Annotated in this window: 23 protein-coding genes; 18 read left to right on the plus strand and 5 right to left on the minus strand. The window is 62.7% G+C overall.

Features of this window, described 5'->3' with window-relative positions; genetic code table 11:
* Positions 1 to 17: 17 nt before the first annotated feature.
* Both SM754_RS18265 and SM754_RS18270 read right to left on the minus strand, forming a co-directional pair.
* Positions 18 to 497 carry a hypothetical protein gene (locus SM754_RS18265; RefSeq protein WP_323677594.1) on the minus strand — a complete coding sequence of 160 codons (480 nt, stop codon included), beginning with the start codon at positions 495 to 497 and terminating at the stop codon, positions 18 to 20.
* A gap of 63 nt (positions 498 to 560) precedes the next feature.
* Positions 561 to 935, minus strand: coding sequence for a hypothetical protein (locus SM754_RS18270; protein WP_323677595.1), 375 nt, complete (start codon positions 933 to 935; stop codon positions 561 to 563).
* A gap of 210 nt (positions 936 to 1,145) precedes the next feature.
* Between SM754_RS18270 and SM754_RS18275 the strand changes: the two genes are divergently transcribed.
* Together SM754_RS18275 and SM754_RS18280 are read left to right on the plus strand one after the other, a co-directional pair.
* A complete protein-coding gene (locus tag SM754_RS18275; protein ID WP_323677596.1) occupies positions 1,146 to 1,679 on the plus strand; it encodes a hypothetical protein in 534 nt (177 codons plus the stop codon).
* Positions 1,680 to 1,902: 223 nt separating this feature from the next.
* Positions 1,903 to 2,190 (plus strand): DUF7692 domain-containing protein, encoded by a 288-nt coding sequence (locus SM754_RS18280; RefSeq protein WP_323677597.1) that lies wholly within the window; start codon positions 1,903 to 1,905, stop codon positions 2,188 to 2,190.
* Positions 2,191 to 2,283: 93 nt separating this feature from the next.
* On the opposite strand, the gene SM754_RS18285 is transcribed toward SM754_RS18280, so the two are convergent.
* Positions 2,284 to 2,424, minus strand: coding sequence for a hypothetical protein (locus tag SM754_RS18285; RefSeq protein WP_323677598.1), 141 nt, complete (start codon positions 2,422 to 2,424; stop codon positions 2,284 to 2,286).
* 433 nt (positions 2,425 to 2,857) lie between these two features.
* Between SM754_RS18285 and SM754_RS18290 the strand changes: the two genes are divergently transcribed.
* Positions 2,858 to 3,421, plus strand: coding sequence for a hypothetical protein (locus SM754_RS18290; RefSeq protein ID WP_323677599.1), 564 nt, complete (start codon positions 2,858 to 2,860; stop codon positions 3,419 to 3,421).
* A gap of 12 nt (positions 3,422 to 3,433) precedes the next feature.
* Here the strand turns inward: SM754_RS18290 and SM754_RS18295 are convergent, their stop codons facing one another.
* Together SM754_RS18295 and SM754_RS18300 are read right to left on the minus strand one after the other, a co-directional pair.
* A complete protein-coding gene (locus SM754_RS18295) occupies positions 3,434 to 3,703 on the minus strand; it encodes a PD-(D/E)XK family putative nuclease (RefSeq protein ID WP_323677600.1) in 270 nt (89 codons plus the stop codon).
* The gene (locus SM754_RS18300; RefSeq protein ID WP_323677601.1) at positions 3,700 to 3,918 is read right to left on the minus strand and encodes a hypothetical protein; all 219 of its coding nucleotides are present in this window, start codon (positions 3,916 to 3,918) and stop codon (positions 3,700 to 3,702) included. Before SM754_RS18300 ends, SM754_RS18295 begins: the two co-directional genes overlap by 4 nt.
* Positions 3,919 to 4,124: 206 nt before the next feature.
* On the opposite strand from SM754_RS18300, the gene SM754_RS18305 reads away from it, so the two are divergent.
* The 15 genes from SM754_RS18305 to SM754_RS18375 all read left to right on the plus strand — a co-directional run bounded on the left by SM754_RS18305 (position 4,125) and on the right by SM754_RS18375 (position 17,745).
* Positions 4,125 to 4,391 carry a hypothetical protein gene (locus SM754_RS18305; RefSeq protein ID WP_323677602.1) on the plus strand — a complete coding sequence of 89 codons (267 nt, stop codon included), beginning with the start codon at positions 4,125 to 4,127 and terminating at the stop codon, positions 4,389 to 4,391.
* Between the two features lie 45 nt (positions 4,392 to 4,436).
* Entirely contained in the window at positions 4,437 to 4,637 is a 201-nt protein-coding gene (locus SM754_RS18310; RefSeq protein WP_323677603.1) for a hypothetical protein, read from the plus strand.
* Between the two features lie 179 nt (positions 4,638 to 4,816).
* A complete protein-coding gene (locus tag SM754_RS18315) occupies positions 4,817 to 5,521 on the plus strand; it encodes a hypothetical protein (protein ID WP_323677604.1) in 705 nt (234 codons plus the stop codon).
* 1,284 nt (positions 5,522 to 6,805) lie between these two features.
* Positions 6,806 to 10,039, plus strand: coding sequence for a carbohydrate-binding protein (locus SM754_RS18320; protein WP_323677605.1), 3,234 nt, complete (start codon positions 6,806 to 6,808; stop codon positions 10,037 to 10,039).
* Between the two features lie 37 nt (positions 10,040 to 10,076).
* Positions 10,077 to 11,690 (plus strand): S8 family peptidase, encoded by a 1,614-nt coding sequence (locus SM754_RS18325; RefSeq protein ID WP_323677606.1) that lies wholly within the window; start codon positions 10,077 to 10,079, stop codon positions 11,688 to 11,690.
* A gap of 2 nt (positions 11,691 to 11,692) precedes the next feature.
* Complete coding sequence (locus SM754_RS18330; RefSeq protein ID WP_323677607.1) at positions 11,693 to 12,511, plus strand: hypothetical protein; 819 nt, start codon at positions 11,693 to 11,695, stop codon at positions 12,509 to 12,511.
* A 129-nt stretch (positions 12,512 to 12,640) separates the two neighbouring features.
* Positions 12,641 to 13,747 carry a hypothetical protein gene (locus tag SM754_RS18335; protein WP_323677608.1) on the plus strand — a complete coding sequence of 369 codons (1,107 nt, stop codon included), beginning with the start codon at positions 12,641 to 12,643 and terminating at the stop codon, positions 13,745 to 13,747.
* Positions 13,748 to 13,749: 2 nt separating this feature from the next.
* The gene (locus SM754_RS18340) at positions 13,750 to 13,956 is read left to right on the plus strand and encodes a hypothetical protein (protein ID WP_323677609.1); all 207 of its coding nucleotides are present in this window, start codon (positions 13,750 to 13,752) and stop codon (positions 13,954 to 13,956) included.
* A 129-nt stretch (positions 13,957 to 14,085) separates the two neighbouring features.
* A complete protein-coding gene (locus SM754_RS18345; protein ID WP_323677610.1) occupies positions 14,086 to 14,364 on the plus strand; it encodes a hypothetical protein in 279 nt (92 codons plus the stop codon).
* Positions 14,365 to 14,384: 20 nt separating this feature from the next.
* Positions 14,385 to 15,260 (plus strand): hypothetical protein, encoded by an 876-nt coding sequence (locus SM754_RS18350; protein ID WP_323677611.1) that lies wholly within the window; start codon positions 14,385 to 14,387, stop codon positions 15,258 to 15,260.
* A complete protein-coding gene (locus SM754_RS18355) occupies positions 15,250 to 15,426 on the plus strand; it encodes a hypothetical protein (RefSeq protein ID WP_323677612.1) in 177 nt (58 codons plus the stop codon). Before SM754_RS18350 ends, SM754_RS18355 begins: the two co-directional genes overlap by 11 nt.
* A gap of 3 nt (positions 15,427 to 15,429) precedes the next feature.
* Positions 15,430 to 15,873: a hypothetical protein gene (locus SM754_RS18360; RefSeq protein ID WP_323677613.1), complete on the plus strand. Its 444-nt coding sequence runs from the start codon at positions 15,430 to 15,432 to the stop codon at positions 15,871 to 15,873.
* Entirely contained in the window at positions 15,873 to 17,231 is a 1,359-nt protein-coding gene (locus SM754_RS18365; protein WP_323677614.1) for a hypothetical protein, read from the plus strand. The genes SM754_RS18360 and SM754_RS18365 overlap by 1 nt, the downstream gene beginning before the upstream one ends.
* Entirely contained in the window at positions 17,228 to 17,446 is a 219-nt protein-coding gene (locus SM754_RS18370) for a hypothetical protein (RefSeq protein ID WP_323677615.1), read from the plus strand. The genes SM754_RS18365 and SM754_RS18370 overlap by 4 nt, the downstream gene beginning before the upstream one ends.
* Entirely contained in the window at positions 17,443 to 17,745 is a 303-nt protein-coding gene (locus tag SM754_RS18375; protein WP_323677616.1) for a hypothetical protein, read from the plus strand. Before SM754_RS18370 ends, SM754_RS18375 begins: the two co-directional genes overlap by 4 nt.
* The last annotated feature ends 1 nt before the right edge of the window (position 17,746 follow it).

Raw genomic sequence — 17,746 nt, forward strand, 5'->3', positions numbered from 1 at the left:
AGATACAGCGGAAGTACCTATCTTGAGTTGTTCATCCGCGTCAAGAGCCAATCGATGACCATCCCGGTGGCGTATCCCACCAGACCGAAGACGAAGGCAAACAGGAGACCGAGTTCGATGCCATATTCCATCCCACCGACTAATTCGGCGCGTGCGGTCTCATACCCGTATCCCAGAACTCTCGGATGATTGTACCGGGTCGTCCCCGCCCAGCTGCCGGTGAGGTAACCGACGAGTGGCGGGAAGACAAACCCCCAGAGCCCAACAAGCCACAGCGAACCGATGGTCGGCACCAGACCTGCACCAAGAAAGCCCGCAACGATAGCGATTCCGAGCGCCAGTACGACCCAGCCCAGAGAAAGGCCAACATCCAGTCCGATTACGAATCCACAGGACGCGAGTAGGAGAAGACCGACGACTGCCAGTGGGAGCAGACCCCTGCTCGGGGATTCACCGAGGATGTGAGAGGAGCGGTGCACATCCCTGAGATAGCTCATCACTGACAGATTTGGTTTTGTACCTAATAGCGGTTTTGGGAATTCAGCAATCAATAAGCACACCTACCTAACATCTGTTTCAGCAGGAGAGGTGTCGAACCAATAGGATTTCAACAGAGCCTTAATATCAGAAACAGTATCATCAAGGTCGTTAGCAGTTTGACCTTCTTCATATTGAGCCTCAAAAGGGTAGTCGCTTAGTTCAGCAGACAACCTTTGCTCAAGATCTAACGTTACAGGTCCGATAGAACGCTGGTCACATAGCTGGCGAATTTTCCGCTTCCCTAATTTTACCTCGTCTGGAACTCCCGAACGGCTTGCTAGCTCTTTCAACATATTGAAGATGACATTAGGTAAGTCATCTACTAAATCACTTTGAGCTTTAAACGGCGAAACAGTGGCCGCCGCCTGGGTTCGCTCTTGATCAGAGAGGGTCATTTTCTAGATGGCCTAGGGATATCGAGGGATACCATTTTAGTTTATCCCTTGCCATTTCTCCGCTATTCGGATTTCCTGTCCTGCGAGAGAGTATCAAAATTCAATCTTTTCCTGGAACTCGCACGCCGACAAATCTGCTCGTTCTAATCTGAACACAAGTTGAATAATACACCTAGCGTATCAAGACCCCACCGTGTCGTGTCTAGGGTAGTGTCCGAAACCGCAGGCCGGCAGATACCCGAGTCGCACAAGACCGCGCTCGAACCCTACATCGCGAGCAGCGAGACCGTCACTGACGCGCTCGCGCTCGGCGCGAAGACCTACGTCCTCACCGACGAACGCCTCTGCTCGGTCTGGCAGGGCGCCGAATCCAAATCCGGGCGCGCTCGCCGGAAGGTTGAGACGACCCCACTCGAGCACGTCACGAGCACGACCGTCGACTTCCACGGCGAGGAACCCGTCGACAAGGAGGCCCGCACCGCGGGCGGCATAGCCGCCGGCGTTGGTGGCCTCATGCTGTTCGGTTCGCTCGTCCCGGAAGAGCAGCTTCCCCAGCTCGGCCTCATCGGCATCGGCGTCTTGTTCGTCCTCATCGCCGCGTACTATATCCTCGAAGCCTACAACACCGACTCCGCGTACGTCCAACTCCGCCTCGACCTCGCCGACGGCTCCACGAAGAACCTGAGCTACGGCGAATCCGGCGTCGAGTTCATCCAGGCCGTCGCCGAAGCCGTCGGCTCGTAACTACGTCCACACCCCCAGGGGTCGCACGCCGACAGACGACCTCGCCCAGATATGAACACGAGACTGTCCTCAAGGTCGACCGGCGTGTTCACGAGCGCGGGGGTCGCGGCCCGATCGGGGCGACGCCCAGCTCGTCGACGACCGGGTTCGACGGGGTCCTTTATATGCTGGAACCGTTTCGCTCAGTGCCGAGAACTAAGTTCACGACCTCGTGTTCACGAGCATGGCCCGACGAGACGTCCCCGGCAGCGTCCGCATCCGCACCGACGACGGCAACGAATGGCGATACGACGCCATCCAGGCCGCCGCAGACTACTACGACTGCAACCGCTCCGACGCTGTCGCGTACGCGTGCGAAGATACCACCGGGGCTGTTGAGTTCCTCCGTGCTGTCCTTGAGCGCGAAGATCTCACGATTGCTCAACGAACAGAACTGGTCGAACTCGCAAATCAACACCTTCGGGGAGTCTCGTTCGAGTCTACTGAGAGAATAGACTCTGACCCTCGCTAATCCCTCATCGTGGACGGTTCTTCGAAAAAGTCGGACGGTTTCCCCGCCCAGTGGTTATTTGTCGAACGATGGCGTACCGTAAGGTGTCCTCAATCACTTGGACGCGAGGTACGCAGCGACACCGAGTGCGGCGAGACCGACAACGAGCCCTACCTCGTTGGCGTCCTTGCCCTTGGTCGTGACTTCAGGCTCCCCGTACGGGGGCAGGAAGTCGAAAGACGTGCTTTCTTTCATGTATTTTCGTTCTCACCTCCAGCCTCACCCAGGGTTTGAATCTCTGGGATATATCGGCTAATTACCACCTGGTCCCAGTTGCACTTGAATCTAGGGTTCTTGTTAACCTAATAACTTAATAACTGTACAACAGTGAGACAGTGTTACAGCAACCATGCATTACGTAATCGGCATCATTAGCGCAACAGTTCATCGAAGGTTATTGGGTGATTCATTGGCTCAATAAGATAGGGTGTATTTCACGTCGAGATTGGTCGACCTATCAGGTGAAATATGCAATGTCCGCATGGAGAACCACCACCATACACACCGACCAAGAAATTGGGTTCATCAAGAAGGTTGAGAGACGAACAGACTCCAGTGAATCAGTCCCTCATAATGCTCGGTTATCAGATTGAAACGCTTTTCATATCGCCACATGGTGAACTAATCGATGGTGGAAGGTTCCGCTTCGTTGATTGTGAGTGTGACAGCGCTGATTATTCTACAGATAGCCTCTGCTGCGAAAGAGATCGACTTGTTCGAAGTGGTTAGAGAGAAGCCTAGGACTCCAGGCGAGGTGCTCCAAATCCGTATAGACCTAATCAATAGAGTTGATCCAAAGATGGGCCGGTTCGCCTTTCTACATCTCGCGAATGCCGAGATTATTGTGTTCGTGCTCGCGGTTCTGGATTATCAGGCAAGCTCTTTACTCGGTGATTTGAGTCCCTTGCTTGCGATTCTCTGGATTATACTACCGTATCTTGAAATAGATGAGTTCGATTCACTCACCACACACGGTTACGCGATGAGGTCTATCATCGTCCACACCCTTGGAATCATCATCATTGCGATTGTTGGAATCGTCATTCGGAATAATGAGCTCCATCCAGTGGTGTCAGGTGTCCCAATAGAATTGCTGAAAGCAGGTGCTGCCCTATTAGTTGCAATCCATGGTCTCTTGTTTCTGAGTGCTCTGAGAAACGATTTAGAGCGGTTCTCGCATGTCCGGAGTTAATCAAAACGCTCGTTAGAGTACGGTTTTGAATGGGACCTTTGCCTTCTGACTGTCGCGGTGGCCGCCCGTCGACGACCACCGTAACGGGGGCATCTTCGACGCGCGACGCATCCGTACCTTCAGCACGCGCATCCCGCGACCACTTCGCGAGTACGGCGCGAACGCGTACCAACCGTCGGCCTCGAGGAGCTGGTCGTGCGCTCGTTCGTAGATCTGGAAGGACCCCGTCGAGTCGACGTCGCAGTGCAGACAGCAGTCCGTGAGTCCGACCCCGCCGGTCATGCTCGTCCTCCGTCGGTGGCGTGCTGGCGAGCGTGCAGGCGGGCGTCCTCCATGGGGGTGGCGAGGCCGTGCTGGAGTTCCGCGTCGGCGAGCGAGAGCGCTTCGAGGAGTGGGGTCTGGCTCACGTCGCGGTCGACGGTCGCAAGCACGCTGACGTCGTCGCGTTCGGCGAGGACGGTCACCTGGTCGTCGTCCTCGGTGGCTTCGACGTTCATCGTGCATCGCCTCCGTTCGCGAGATCGCGTCTTGGCCGGCGGTGCGCTCGAGGAGTCTCTGGAGGTCGTCGTGGTACGATTCTGGTCGTTTGTTCGTGGATGACGAACCGGGGTTCGTGTTCGCGGATGCTGGCTCTAGTGAGGAGGTAGATGCGGGCGAACGCGCGCTGGGTTTCGAGTGAGCTGTCGGTGAGCCACTCTGGCAGGTGTTCTGGGTGCGTCTTGTTTTTGTCGCCGACCGGGGCGTCGGCGGCGGCGAGACAGTGCCGAGGAGGACGCGCTGGGGTTGGGGGGTTGATTTCGGTGGCGCGCCACTGCGTGCTGTCGTTCTGTGCGCGCTTCTCCGTGCGTTCGTTGAAGTGGTAGTTGAGGCCGATGGTGTCGAGGGCGGTCGTGAGGACGTGGACTTCGGGTTTCGCAAGGCCGCCGTCTCGGTCTTCGCGCGTGAAGAAGGTGGGTTCGTAGGTCTTTGAGATGCTGCCGCCGGCGTGGATCCTGGGGACGAGCCGTGTCCACGCGTGGCCGTCGTCTGTGTCGACGTCGACGTTGAGTCAACTGTGGTCGCGGGCGGTGTCGATGGTGCGGGCGAGATTGAGTCTGGTGATACGCTCGGTCTGGAAGAGACGTCGCAGTCGGTGTTCTGGAGTGGTGAGACGGTGCGGGTGCTCTGGAATAACGGGCAGAAGTCGCAGGTGCTCGGGTCGGGGACGCTGAACTGACGCCTTCTCTTGTTTTCGCGTTCTGTGGGTGAGGTGATGAAGCGAATCTATCACTAGTTTAAGTACGGTAGTGTCCGTCACCGCGCATAAGGCACAATTACTCGTGCTCGCACGGGGACCGCCGATTTAGTCTCCACGCTTGGGGGCTCGTCCGGCACCCTTCGACCCCATCCTTAGCCATGTCTGCAACTATACCCGCATCCAGAGCCGATAGCATCGACTCCACGACCGATAGCCACCCGTCAACCAACCCCAGTGACGTCTTCCGAAAAGCAATCGTCGAGAACGACGCAATCTGCTCGCGGTGCTTCGCGCGCCAACGCACCCTCACCCTCGACGTCGTTCCGGTCAAGACGGTCGAGTCCAACGGCGACCACCTCCAGATGACACCGGCGGAGGAACCGGACACCGGCGACGAGTACGTCCTCATGGAGTCCTCGGACGCCGTGGACTCCGTGGAGGTCGTGTATCCGCCACGCGTGCCGGCGCCGACCGCCGCACAGGCTGACGTCGACGTCCCTGCCTCCTGGAAGCGGGCATGCCCGGAGCCGACTGTGTTCTGCGCGGAGTGCGCCGCTATCGACGATGATGGCGACCGCTCGACGCTCTCGAAAGCCGAGTTGGTCGAACACGCGAAGTCAGTCAGTTGCCGCCTCCAAGAACAGGACGTTGCGCACGACCCGGCGCTCCTGGTGGCGGTCGCGAAGACGCTGAAGGGCAAGCCGAGTGTCGGCTCGAAGGACGACCACGTCCTCAAGCACGCGACGCGTGCTGGCGTCGAGAAACGCCGGTACGGACGCTCGCGGAAGATGCGACTCAACGAGGACGCGAACGAAATCGAGGTCACCCCGGCTAGCGACGTCGCGTGGATGCCCGACCACTAACCAACACCTTCTCAAATCAATGATTCACCAACTCGATGCTGAGCGACAGGTATCGTGTCCAACGACTCGCGGAGTGCAGGCGACCGAACCCGCCTACGGCCGGCCTACGCGCGAGGTACACACCCCGGCTGAGCGCGAGCCCAAGAACAACGGAGGCCAGCAATGAGCACTCGAACGCGACTCCGGAAGCTCGAAGGCGTCTCGCTCGCCGCGGCGGCGGTCATCGTGATGGCGACGTACCTGCTCGTGTCGACGTCGATGGCTGAGGAGGCGAACCCGCTGGTGGCGGCGCTCATCGGCGACGTGAACTGGCTGGCACTGGCGGGTGCGAAACTCGCCGCGGTCGTGCTCGCGTTCCGCGTGTTCGCGTACGTCGACGACCTAGACGACCGTGGGGCGTGGAACCCGTCTCGGATTGCGACTGGTGGTGCCGTTGCGACGACCGGGGTACTGCTTGCGAACGCTGTGAACGATTTTTTCGTCTTACTTCACCGGTTCCCCGACTCGTTCATGCTGGGGGCGACCGGTGGGTTTGCGTTCGCGATGGTCGCTCTCACAGTGCTGCTGGTGTTCCGTGGGAGGGTCGTTGGTGCGGCCGGTCGCTTGGCCAGTCAGCTCGACGCGGGTGGTCGTCGTGCTCGCGAAACTGCACTTCCGGTCGTGGTCGTGGTGTTGCTGGTGACCTCTATGGCGGGGTATTCGATTGCGGGTGCGGTCGGGGGAAGTGAGGAACAGGTGGCTAAGACGGTGGCTGCGGACAACCAAACGGTAGTGGAGGGGTTCGAACCTATCGACGATACGAGTTGGGATTGGAGAACCGCCTCGAGTTCATTTTCGTCGGACCCCGCCATAGATGACCCCCAGAACAAGCCGTGGAACGTCTCTGATAGCGTGGCGTGGAGTGGTGGCAGTTCGCTGTATTATCATGGGGCGGACTTCGACCTGGCGGGAACAGACGCTGCAAGATACAATCTGAATAGTAGTGTTGGGATGCCAACCAATATCTCGATGTTCGTCAACTTTCAGGACTTCGGAGATAATCAAGAGTTCGGCTACCGAATCCTCCCGGGCGACGGAACCGGGGGAATCGTGTCGAGTCTTACGGTCAATTCGAGTGGAGTGTTAACGTATTCAGACTCTTCCTTCAATGACGTTAAAGCAGCGAAATTAGGCACCGATACGTGGTATAAGATCGCGGTCTACAATGCGGACCCGGCGAGTGACACGTATTCCTTGGCGATAGTTGAAGCGGAAACGGGGAACCTTGTCTTCAAAAAAGAGAATATGGACTCTGTCGACCCATGGACAGATTCGAAGACCATCGTCGAACTACAAGGCGAACAGAATCAATCCTGGTACGCTGATGACCTCCAGATAAACACGGGCGTGACTGAGGGGACGGGACCAACCACCGAAGACGTACGCACACAGGTCGTCGACCAGAATGGCGATCCAGTGTCGAATGCGACGGTCGTCTCCGTCGGGTTCGACGCGAAGAACTTCACCGGCTCCAAACGACAGACCCAGCAGCAGATCGAGGACATCAACAAACGCCTGAACGACGTCGAACCAGGGAACTGGACTCAGCAGATCGAGGGTGACTTCTCCATCACGGGCTCGGATGGTGTCCTCCAGTCCAACGCCAAGGGTGTCGCCGTGCACAGTGGCGCAGAGTGGCAGCGCGGCGACCTCTCGTCGCCGGGCATCCAGTTCGAGCCGGGAACGAACCTGGTGTTCTCGATGTGGAGTGACGACTGCGGCGGGTTCACCGGCGCGCTGGTCCAAGACGACTACGACAGCGACCTCGCGGGCGTCTGCATCCAGGACGACACGGACGTCGTGGTTGAGCGAATCACGATGGAGGGGAGCGTGCAGGAGCGCTCGGTCAAGGAGACGACGACGTATCAGGAGTTCATCCTCACGAACGAGCACGAGGTCGCCATCCAGCGCGGCGGCCTCACCCCGGGCTTCTACCGCGTCTACCCCAAAGGTAGCCCCCAGGCGTCCTACCTCATCACGGTTGGTGACCCGCAGAGCGTCATCGACGGCTGGAAACAACGCCTCGAGGACCGGAAGGGCCAGCTCACGGAGCGCGCGAAGACACTCCAAGAACTCTCCGACGCTGGGAAGATCGAGACGGTGCGCACGAAGACCGGGCCGGATGGCCGCGTGAATCTCTCGTTCGCGTCGAACGTCGCGGGCGTGAAGCTCATGGCGTACAAGACCCCACCGAGTCTTGGGCCGAACGCCACCGAGGCGGACCTCCGTGACTACTACGACCAGTTCGACATCCCCGAGGACGCGAACGCCAGCGAGGTGAACCTCTCCGCGTACGCAGGGGCGGTCTACCTCTCGAACCCCCAGCAGTCGCCGTACATCCAGCCCGCGAAGACTGACAGTGCGACCGTCGGGGTGTACAAGGCGGAGTACTCGAACTTCATGAACATGAACGCCACCGAGGCGTTCGCCGAGTGGCTCGAGGACTACGCTGCCGGGCGGTCGTTCAGCTTCGCCGGCCACAACTACTCGCTGAGCAACGTCACGGACCTCCTCGACGCTCGCGATACGTTCGCTGGGATGGTCGAAGCGACCCCGAACGCCACCGCACGCTTCTGCGGGCAACACAGCGAGTGGTGTGACAGCACCAACGAGAGCCTCGCGTTCGAGGAGATCGACGCGGACAACATCACGAAGCCGGAGGCGAAGCGACTCATCCGACAGGTCGGCGCGCTCACAGCGGTCCTCCGGAACACGCCCACCGAGCTGGATGCGGGCGACGTCACCACCGAGATCTCCGAGCGCGCTCGCGTGCTCACGGATGACTTCCGGCTCCCAGCGCCGCCCGGGTCGCTGGATGCGGTGAACGCCACCATCATCTTCGGGGACGGCACCCGCGAGCAGATACCCAGCGAGCATCTCCAGTTGGAGTCGCTCCAGCCGAACGGGCCGCTGACGGTGCTGCACGTCTCGAAGTACCCGCTTACGGACAGTACGGACGCTTCGAGTGGGACGGACGGTGGCGGTCGGGAGATAAGGCGGATTGCGATTTCGTTGGCTGACGCCGAAGTACCGGACGTCGAGACGAACGTGGACGCCGAGACCGCGCAGCTCCGGAAGAACCTCTCGCTGCCGGCGGTCCCGGACTCGCTGCGTGATGTGACCGCGACCGTCGAGTTCGACGACGGCACCACCTCCACGCTCAGCAACGACGCCGTCTCGCTGGCGCGCTCGCACGTGAACGGCCCGCGGAACGTCCTCCGCATCAACTACTCGGTGCCGGCCGGCCAGACCGTGACGGGCGTGAACGCCACCCTCGAAGCGACGACTGGTGAGGCGGTGAACACGTCGTTCGAGGCGACGCGGTACCTCGACCGAGCGATCCCGTTCGACGCGCCTGGCGACCTCAGCTTCGCGGATTTCAACGCGAGCGACGTGGAGGTCATCATGCACTCCCAGAGCGGGTCGACGACGTCGCTCGATAGCGATTACTGGCGGGTCGAGCAGGCGACGCTCGGCCTGGGGAATCCGGCAATCGTCATCGAGGACTACCCGCTCGAGAGTGACGTGGCAGTCAAGCGCGTGGAGGTCATCGTCGCCGGCGAGGCCGGCATCGGCCGCATCACCTCTCGCATCACGAACCCTGGGTTCGCGGGCACGCTCCCGGAGCTGGAGAGCATGGACGTGAACACGCTGTATCCCGGGCCGGAGACGCGCGTGACCATCGACGCCGAACCAACGGACGCGGCGAACTTCGGTGGGGTGGCGAACGCGACCGTTCGCGGCCCGGACGGGGCTCGCGTCAACGCCTCGGTATCGAACGGGACGGTGGCGTTCACCACCGCGGGTGCCGGTTCGTATCGCGTGGAGGTGCGGTACACGAACCCGTCGGGGAAGGTGTTCGCGAGCGTGTTCGAGGTCGACGCCGCCACGAAGTCCATCGACGGCCCCGCAACCCTCATCGCACGCCCGGGGACGAACAGCCTGTACGCGCTTGCTGGTGATGACCTCCAGAGTGGGTCGTTCACCAAGGAGGGCGTGAACGGGCTCGTCGCGGCGGCGGTCATCAGCGCGGACGGGGATGCGCCGAGTGAGTTGCAGGTGCACGCGACGGACCTGGACGCGGCCGCATCGGGCGACACGACCGTGCGCGTGCTCCGCGGAAGCGAGCGCCAGAACGTGCGCTCGCATGTTCAGTTCACGCTGCACACGCAGGCGCTCCCCGAGGACGCACACGTCTACGTCGGCGAGTGCCCGGTCCCGAAGAGTGGGAACTCGTGTGGTGACTGGGGCGTCAACGGCACCACCAGCACCATCGAAGGTGTCACGACCGCGAGCGGCGAACGCGTCGTGACCGTCGTTCGAGACCCAGGGTGGAGTGAGGAGATCCGCTGGGAGTTCCGCCAGCTCTCGCACTCGCTGGACCTCGATATCCCGCTGCTCGTGACGACGCCGGTCCCGTTCCTCGGGGTCGGCCTGGTCCTCCGGCGCCGGACGCGCACCGGAACGAGCGAGGACTAACCGACATCCCACCGCTTCATCGGAGGTTTTCCCATTTATGAGTTACACAACCCGATTCCAGGCAGCCGTACCGGCCTCGAAAGCACTCGCGCTCGCACTCCTGTGCATGTTCGGCCCCGTGGTTGGCGCAACCGGTGTCGCCACCGCCGCCACGGGCGCCCCGATCACTGACGAGACGACCGGCGCCATCCAGCAGTACGACGGCCAGCCATCGTACATCGTCCACGTCGAGGACGACTCGACACTCGATGACGTCCGGGAGTGGGCGAACGCCACGGACGGGCGCGACATCGAGCAGTACCAGAACGCGTCGAACAGCGTGCTCGTCTCCGGCCCGACGAGCGAGGTCCGCAAGCTGGGTGGGCTCGCCGCCATCATGCAGATCTTCGGGAGTGCGACGCTCCTCGAGCAGCTGGATGGCGTGGAGTACGTCGCGGCGAACACGATCCTCACGACGCCCGAACGGCCGAGCGGGCTGCGGCAGGGCGACTGGACGAGTCCGACGTCATCGTGGAACCTCATCTGGAAGGACGACAACACGGTCGCAGATGGTATCGCGTTCTCCGGCAATAGCCCGCCCGGGACGCCCGCGGACCTCCGCCGGTATCTGCACGCGATGAACGCGAGCACGACCGGCGAAGGCGTCGTGGGCGCGGTCGCGGACACCGGCTGCTACGGTTCGACCCCGACCGGCGAGGTGTTCGGTGACGGCGCGGAGAACTCGACGCTCCGGATATCGAACGCGTCGAAGACCTTCACCAAGCAGGGCAACCCGACCGTCGACGAGACGGGGTACGGGGCGGTCGTCGACGAGAACGGCCACGGGTCCTGGGCGAGTGGCGTCATCTTCGCGAACACCACCGCCAACGGCACCAGCACCGACGAGATGGACGGCTTCATGCCCGACGGCACGTTGCTGTGCCTGCAGGTGCTCGACGAGTCTGGCGGGGGCTCGACGACGGATATCGCGGAGGCGATCCGGTACGCCGCCGACCAGGATGCGGACTTCCTCTCGCTCTCGCTGGGGAGTCCGGTGTGGAACGAGGAGCTCTCTAGCGCGGTCGAGTACGCGCACGAGAACGGGACGATGGTGTTCGTCGCCACCGGAAACTCGGCCGCCCGCGGTCGGTCGCCAGGTATCGCGACGCCAGCTGACGTCGACCACGCCATCGCCGTCGGCGCCACCAACACCCGCCCCGCCGCGAACGCGAGCCGTGCGTACTTCAGTCAGTACGGCGCCGACCGCGGGAACGTGGACCTCTCGAACGGCGAGACGCGCGGGGAATCCGTGGATCTCGTCGCCCCGGGGTTCAACGTGAGCGCGGCGGTCTTGAACGTGAACGGGATCGTCGTCAACAAGACCCTCTCCGGCACCTCCATGAGCACGCCCGCGGTCGCCGGCGCCAGCGGCCTCGTCATGGCTGCCCATCCCGACTGGAGTCCGGAGAAGACCCTGGAGTGGCTCTCCCAGAGCGCCACGCGCGTGCCGAACGGGAGCGTCCACGAGGTCGGGCACGGCTACCCGAACGTCACCGCCGCCATCGACGAACAGGCGACCCCAACCACGCAGCGGGAGGCGATGACGGCTGAAGCCCAGTTCCGCCAGAACCTCTTCGCGCTCTCGGAGTCACTCCTCGGAGGCCTGTTCTAGCGATGCCCACTCGACGAGACGTCCTGAAGCTGACCGCCAGCGCCCTCGCAGCCACGACTGTCGCCTCCTCGACGGCCGGCGCACAAGAAGACGAGCTGTCGGCGGAGCCATACTGGAAGGCGCGCCCGGACCACGTGACGCTCTCGTTTGACAAGCAGACGCTAGAGCGGTACAAGCCGATGGTGGTGATCAACCATCTGCAGTACACACCGAACGCGTTCTACGGCTGGGTCGCCCGGAACTCCCACCGAGATACCGCGATGGCGATCTACTGGGCGGACTACGACCGCCAAGAGGGCCTCAGCCCGTTCGGTGGCGCGCTCTCGGACTCCCACTTGGGCGACCACGAGCCCTGTCTCGTCCAGTTTCACGAGGAGAGCGGGCAGGTGCTGGGTGTCACGTACTCGGCGTATCACTGGCTCGCCGGCCGCGCCCCCGCCTACGGCATCCCCCTGTACGAGGAGACGCACCCGCAGTTCCGCGTCATCAAACCCTGGCACCAGTACGCCATCACCCCAGAGAAGGGCGTGCTCGACGTCCCAGTCAAGAGTCTGCTGGCGTCGACGCCGGAGTTCGAGACGCGGTACGACGAGTGGCTCATCCGCGACGAACTCGCGAACGCGCTGTTCGTGGGCGCGAACACGAACCCGTGGTCGCTTGAGCTCCGTGAGTCCTGGTGGAAGGACACCTGGACCGCATTCGGGCTCGGGTATTCGAGCTACGAGGGCGTCGCGAAGTTCTACAAGAGCCTGTCGTCCATCCCGTTCACGGACTACGGCGGCGCCACGAAAAGCGACGAGATTCCGGAGGTCGACGACTAATGTGCGCCACGCAACCCCGCTACGAGGCCGGTGTGATACCGCCGCCGGTGCCACCGCCCGCCCCACAACCCGTCCAGGCGCTTTGTTAGTATCGGCTACTAACCAACCCGTTCGTTCTCCTCGCAGTTCATGAAACAGCAAGCACTTGCACTCGCGTTCGTCGCACTGCTCGCCGCCGCCAGCCTGGCGCCAGCCGCAGCCGCGACGACCACCTCGACAGTCGAACAAACCCAGACCATCCAGCCGTCCATGATGGCGGCGGACTTCGCGAACGCCTCGGAGTGGACCGACGGCACCAACGTCACCGACTTCCAGGCCAACGACTCCACGGCCGCATACCTGAACCAGACGACGACCTCGAACAACCCAGCGGTCCGGCTCATCGACAACGAGAGCGATGAGACCCTCACCACGTGGGGGAACTCGAGTCTCGAACAGACCGCGCACGACACCACCGCCGGGACGTACGCGTATCGGCTGAACGTCACGCACGGCGACCTCAGCGACCTCGACATCCGCGCCGGTGAGACCAAGGACGTCGTGTTCCGGTACGTCGACAACACGAGCGTGAGCGCCGAGAACGAGACGTACACGAACGTCACGGTCTCCATCACGGCCGCGTCCACGTACGCGAACTACCGCGTCGACGACCACCTCATCTCCACCACCGACATCGTCACGTTCGAGACCGACGGTATCATGGGGTACTTCGAGGACAAGACCACGAGCTTCACCGCCGAGAACGTCGCGATCAACGGCTCGAACACCACCATCGGCGTCAACATGGTGAACTCCTCAGCGCAGAGCCGGCTCGGGTCGAGTCTCGAATCCGTCACGGGCGCAAACTGGGACAAGTCGACGCTCATCACGCTCACGACGAGCGACGACGAGGAGGTCCTCGTGAAGGGCTACACGGAACTCCCAGACGACGCCGACACGAACGAGACGTACGCGATGATCGACGAGTCCTCGAACGACGTCACCATCCACCTCGGCGAGGAGTTCGACGGTGACACCAGCGTCGAGGAGGTCAGCGTCAAGACCAACGTCGGCTGGGTCCCGTCGTTCACTCGTGGCCTCGACCTCTGGGTGTCGAACTTCGAGCTCTCGCTCGACCACCTCAACCCGTTCGTAGTGACGCCTGACCTCGGCGCACTCGCCGACGTCGGCAGCACGAACGTGCCCGCGATGGCGTCGCTCGTCCCGATCGTCGCCTCACGGCGGACGCTCGCCTGACGATGGCAGGCCGGTCAGCGCTCGCGGCACTCAAGAGCATCCCCGAGAACGCCCTGGAGAACATGAAGACGCCCGTCGAAACCGCCTCGTCGGGCGTTCGCGATGCGAAGCAGCTGCCAGCGATCACGAAGGCGGCGTTGCAGGCTGCGTTCGGGCGGGTCGATGACTCGCTCCCGGACGTCGACGACCTCGGCCGCCGCCGCAACTGACCCCGGCACACTCACTTCCTCGATTCTTTGCCTGCACAGGACGTCCACCGTCTCCTGCATCGGAACTGGTGGTGGCGAGTTCGATTCCGCCGGCAGGCACCCTACTCATTCACGGAGAATTCTCGAATCATGGCTACTGAAACCCAAGTCCAGAACGAGTCGTCTCGCTCACCGATCACCGGCGCCCAGAAGGCCGTCTCCCGGCCGGTCCCCGCAGTCCTCATCGCGGGCTTCATCGGGGCGTTCCTGTTCAGCGTGAAGGTCCAGGCCGGCATCGCCAGCTTGTCACCCGCCGACCACATCGGCGTCATCGCGACGGACCCGTTCGGGACGGTCATGGTGTCGCTGCTGGCGTGGTTCTTCGTCGCCCTCCCCGCTGCCGGCGGTGTCTTCCTCGCAGACAACTAACCCCTGAGTTCGACTTACAGATGAACGGGAATCCCAATCATCGACTGGTCGCCGTGGGCGTGGCGTGTCTGCTCGTCGCCGCGAGTATCGCACTCGGCGCGAGCCCCGCGCTCGCTCAGTCCGGCGACAGTGACGACCAGAACGTCCTCGACTCGTGGCTTACCGACGAGGACGAACCAACAGCCGACGAGGAGAACAGCTGGTTCGACCTGGAAGTCGATACCGAGGCGTGGCGGTCGAAGTTGAGTCAGGCCTCGGCTGCACTCGACGGCCAGTTCGACCGGATGCAAGCAAGCGTCGGCAGCGTCTTCGACGACGAAGAAGTCCGGCCGAACAACGAGACGGTTGCGCAGACGAAGGCCGAGCTCAACTCGAACAGCCAGACGTACGTCGCGGAGATCAACGCCCGGACCTCGCCGAGCGAGGCGTTCGACACGCACCGCATCATCGTCTCCCACGACGGCTCCAAGAACGCCGTGCTGTACGTCGTCGGGAACGTCACCAGCGCGAACAACACGACATCGCTCGAATCCATCACGGCGCTGAACAAAAGCGAGTTCAACGCCACCTACTCGAATCGCTCTGTCGACGAGACGTGGGGGGTGGACGGTGACTTCGCGGAGGACCTCCCGACCCGCACCGACGAGCTCGCGAACCGTATCGCGAACAACGAAAGCCTCGGCCGTGACTACCAGGCGAAGCTCCTCGGGCGGTACTGTGGGTCGACGAGCCTCACGGACCCCGGCGAGTGCGACGTCCGGTCGACGCTCTGGATGAACGACAGCGATATCGACGTCGGCGAGTGGACGCCCGACGCCGACAGTGACGAGGAGGAGGAGGAGTTCCTGTGGTTCCTGTCGGTTTCACTCGCGGGGGTGGTGTCTCGTGTCGCGTAGACGCGGCCGGCGCGTGCGCGGCGACGACGGCCGCTACTACGACCGGCGTGCGTGCAAGGACGCCGGGAAGAAAGCCCACGAGAACCGCCTCCAGACCACCCTTCGGCGGCTCTGGTGGACGCTCCGTGGGCTCGCATCGAAGGTCGCGGTCTGGCGGAGGTGGTAGCCCGTGGGACGCATCGCGAGCGCCGCCAGCACCATCTTCGGACTCCCGCTGCGAGCGGTCAAGGATCTCGCCCAGATCAAGGACGGCCTCCTCGACTTCGACCTGGAAGGGAAGCTCCTCGGTCGCATCAGGAAGGTCCTCTACAGCGCCACGCTCGGCGCCGCACTCGACGCGCTTGGGGCTGAAGACCCCGACGACCAGATTACTGGCGCAGTCATCATGATAGCGTGGAGTTTCGGAACCAGCCTGATCACCGGACCGTTCGCGGTGGCGCTCATGGCCTTCTGGACGATGTTCCTCGCAATGGGCGTGTTCCGGTACAGCGACGACGGCGAACGCGCCTGGACGAAGGTCGGCAAACGAACCGACATCAGCATCCCGGGAAGCGGTCTGCTCTCGCGGCCGAAGGAGTACGCGACGCGGTCGCGACGCGGAGGTGAGGACTGATGGCGCGGAAACCAAAGCACGGCCGCAAGCGCGTCGACAACGCCGTCGACCGCGTTCGTGACGTGAACCCGCGGTCGCTCGCCGCGAAACTCGAGTACCTCAGTCTGTATCTGCTGGGGACGGCAGCGTTCATCGCCATCGCAGTCGTGCTCGCGTACGTCGCCACCACCGGCGCCCCACTGCTCGCAGCGACAGCAGGTATCATCCTGTTCGTGTGGGCCGCCGCCACCATCCGCCCGCACCTCAACTCGGTCGAGAACTTCGCAGCATGGCTCTGGAGCGCGGACTCCGCGGACTGGCTCTACGACACGTGGTGCCGGATCATTCCGTGGCGTGACGGCCGCGGGAGCGCGACCGTGAAGCAGGCGGTCGCGCTCGCAATGGCGGTCCTCCTCATGGGGAGTGCGCTGGGCGCCGTGGCGCCGGCCGGTGCCACCACGAGTTCGACGTCGTCGACGGCGGCGTGCTCGGAGAAAGTGGTGCACGACTGGCCGCTCACGAACGCGACCGCCCAGACGTTCAACAACTCCTCCAGCGTCGACCGCGTCGTCGCGAACACGAAGGTCAGCATCGAGCACACCGACTCGTTCTACCGCGTTCGCGCCGAGAACCCGAACGCGTACTGCGTGCACGTCACCGTCCGCATCCACGAGGACATCATCCCACCCACCGAACTCGGCAGCATCGCGTCGGTGAACGGGACGACGACCGCGGAGTGGCACGACATCACGGAGTTCGAGTCCCAGGAGACGTACACGGAGATCAAGTTCACGCTCTCGGGCGGCGAGTCCGCGATGTTCGCCCCGTCGGAGCCGGCGGTGCTGATCCCGGCGTGGCGCGACCAACAGAAGCGCGAGGCCGAAGGGTTCCTCGCGCAGGTGACGTCGACGTTCGACTTCGAGAGTCCGTTCGACGATGACACGGAGCAGTTGAAGTCCAAGACCTACGAGTTCTCGAAGCCGAACGGGTCGGACTACCTGACGGTGCGTCTCGACAACCGGACGACGAACCAGACCATCGACGAGTGGTACGCGCTCTCCCGGCCAGCCGGGAGTAAGGCGCCGTGGGACCCGATCACGCAGGAGTCCGACGCCGGCGTCTTCTATAGAATCGTCGACGGCGGGTCGAAGCTCCAGTTCGTGTTCAACAACCCGAACGCGACCGTACGGTTCGTCGCCAACCCCGAGGCCGGCGACAAACTCGACTACGACGTCGAGTCACTCCACCGGTCGCTGTACGAGCTCAAGGAGTCGTTGTCGCTCCCGTTCACCATCGTGTTCTCGCCGCGCACCCCGCAGGACCTGCTGTCGGTTACCGGCCTCGGCGTCGCCGCGGCGACTCGAAAATACCACCCATGAAGATACTGCAAGGCCTCTTCACCGCGCTCGCGGTGGTCGTCATCCTGGTATCGCTCTTGAACGACGGCGGCGCGTATCTCGCCGGCCTCATCGTCCTCATCCTGCTCGCTGTCGCGGTCGGCCTGCCGTTCGCGGAGAAGTACGTCATCGCGGCGAGCAAAGGCAAGTGGGGCGGCGACAGCAACCCCGATCGACGCGAGGTCAGCGACGAATGATGGACGCGCTCCTGCCGTTCCTCGCCATCGCTGGCGGGCTCGGCGTCGGCTACCTCCTCTACCTCCGGTTCACGCGCCACGTCACCATCCTCGGCGCGTCGTTCCGCGCGCTCATCGCGTTCGTCTGGGTGCTCGCCGCCCTCGCCACCGTCATTCAGGGGTTCGTCTACGCCGGGTTCGCGCTCACGGTGATCTTCTTCTCGATCTTCCTGAGCAACGCCGACCGCGCACACCGCGCGGCCTCCAAGCAGGACGGGACGCGAAAGCGCATCGCGGACATCCTCAAACCCGACGGATGAC

The sequence above is a fragment of the Halorubellus amylolyticus genome, assembly GCF_034808145.1.
Taxonomy (GTDB): domain Archaea; phylum Halobacteriota; class Halobacteria; order Halobacteriales; family Natrialbaceae; genus Halorubellus.